General features: G+C 59.1%; 2 pseudogenes. One reads left to right on the forward strand and one right to left on the reverse strand.

Features of this window, described 5'->3' with window-relative positions:
- Positions 1-1,320, forward strand: a pseudogene (locus tag ACTIEN_RS22140) (IS110 family transposase); the annotation flags it as partial.
- A 155-nt stretch (positions 1,321-1,475) separates the two neighbouring features.
- On the opposite strand, the pseudogene ACTIEN_RS22145 reads toward ACTIEN_RS22140, so the two are convergent.
- A pseudogene (locus tag ACTIEN_RS22145) lies at positions 1,476-2,175 on the reverse strand (IS6 family transposase); the annotation flags it as partial.
- Positions 2,176-2,410: the final 235 nt, after the last annotated feature.

Genomic DNA, 2,410 nt, shown 5'->3' on the forward strand with positions numbered 1-2,410 from the left:
GTCAACCCCAATGCGGCTGCGATCGACATTGGCTCGACCATGCATATGGCTGCTGTGAACCCTGACACCGCCGCTATGCCGGTGCGAGCTTTCGGGACGTTCACACAAGACCTGCACGATCTAGCCGACTGGCTCCAGTCGTGCGGTGTCACCAGCGTGGCCATGGAGTCGACCGGCGTTTACTGGATACCGGCCTTCGAGATCCTGGAGGCGCATGGGTTCGAGGTTATCCTTGTGAATGCCCGCTACGCCAAGAATGTGCCAGGCCGCAAAACCGATGTCAGCGATGCGGGGTGGCTGCGTCAGTTACATTCTTATGGGTTGCTCCGCGGCAGTTTCCGCCCTGAGGCGGAGATAGCCACCCTGCGCGCCTACATGCGCCAGCGCGAACGGCTCACCGAATATGCCGCCGCTCACATCCAACACATGCAGAAGGCGCTGATGGAGATGAACCTGCAACTACATCATGTCGTCTCCGACATCACTGGTGCGACCGGCATGCGGATCATCCGTGCCATCGTTGGAGGCGAGCGTGATCCTGAAGTTCTTGCCGCTTTCCGGGATGTCCGCTGCAAATCCTCCATGGACACGATCAAAGCCGCGCTGGTCGGCAACGACCGTGAGGAGCACGTCTTTGCTCTTACCCAGTCTCTGGAACTTTACGATTTTTGCAAAGCACAGATCGAGGCGTGCGACCGAAGGCTGGAGGCGGCGGTTGGAGCGCTGACCGTCCGGGCGAACGCTGATCTGGCTCCGCTGCCGAAGGCACTGATCAAACGCAGGCTGCACAATGCCCCGTCCTTCGATGTTCGGGCCGCGCTTTACGGGGTGTTGGGCACGGACCTGACGCAGATCCACGGGCTTGGGCCATCGTTGGCTTTGAAGCTGGTTGCCGAATGTGGCACGGACCTGCGCGCCTGGAAAAGCGCCAAGCACTTCACGTCGTGGCTCTGTCTGGCCCCGGGCAACAAAATCTCTGGTGGGAAGCTGCTGTCGTCTCGGACACGCCGGTCCTCCAGTCGTGCCGCCGCCCTCCTTCGTTTGGTGGCAGTCACGATTGGCCGAAGCGACACAGCATTGGGCGCGTTCTATCGACGTCTCTCGGCGCGGATCGGCAAGCAGAAGGCGGTAACGGCGACAGCACGCAAGATTGCCGTTCTGTTCTACAACGCCATCTGACATGGCATGACCTATCAAGATCAGGGGGCAGCAGCTTACGACGAACGATATCGACAACGTGTGCTCTCAAACCTCCAGCGCCGCGCCAAGACCCTCGGATTTGCATTGGCGCCTATCCCCGAGGCCGCTGCTGTTTCTTAGGAAGGCGACGGTGGCCACCGAGCGCCGCGGTGCTAAGGTAAGGCGACAGCACGAGAACCGCTTCAAGTACCGCATTCCAGCCAGATCAATGCCCCCGGATCGGTGTTGTCACATGAACTGCGTGACCAGGGAGAAATCCTGATGTCGGTATTTAAAGCTGCCCGTGTTACGACATTCCAGGCGTCGAAAGCTTCGAGATGGTGGTATCGATTTGTTAAGGCTGAGCGACGACGGGCTGGAACGGAGAAGCAATTTCGGATGGCAGAGTGGATTGATGCGAACCGCTGCATACTTTCAGGCGAACGATATCCCTGCATCGCCCTTTCCCGCTTTCGAGACGGCAAGTGACTGTTTTCGGCGCGGTTGTTAAAGCCCTTGTGCGACCGCTGCTCGACGCTTTGGCGCGATCTTGCGTTTGGCTGTCCCATGGGATCTCAATTTGTCAGTGATGACACGTTTCGGCGCACGTTCCTGTTTCTTCATCACCCGACGCAACGGCCGTTTTGCGGCCTTCTTTTCACGCCGACGTCGAAGGATTTCGTCCGAAACCACACCGTTCTGATCAACCGCGCGCCACGGCCGGAATTTCTCTCCCTTGATCGTCACGCCGACTTCGTCCAGATGCCAAACGTCGCCAGGTCGCGGCTGCTGTCGGTGCAAACCACGCGCGATAGCAGGACCAATCTTGGCAACCCACCTGCGGACAGTTTCGTACGACACATCAATTCCGCGCTCCAACAGCAGCTCTTCAACTTCCCGCAAGCTGAGATTGAAGCGGCAATAGAGCCAGACTGAGTGGGACATGATTTCAGGTGGAAACCGATGACGCGTGTAGCTCGTTATGGGTGTCTGCATCGACATCAGCTACGGCCAAACTGCGGCGCGAACAACCGCGGGCAGGTTAACGTGACAACACCGGTGATTGCCCAGATTCAGTAGTCGACGTCTGGCCCGGGATTGAAGTCGATGCCCGTATAGGGCGGGTAGCCGCTCCAGCCGCCGGTGGAGAACCTGCCGATCACCAGCGAGGTCATCACCAGCCCGGACCCCGCAGCCGTCAGCACCAGGCGAACCGCATTCATGAAGGGAA

Source organism: Marivita sp. (assembly GCF_051859345.1).
Classification (GTDB): Bacteria; Pseudomonadota; Alphaproteobacteria; order Rhodobacterales; family Rhodobacteraceae; genus Marivita.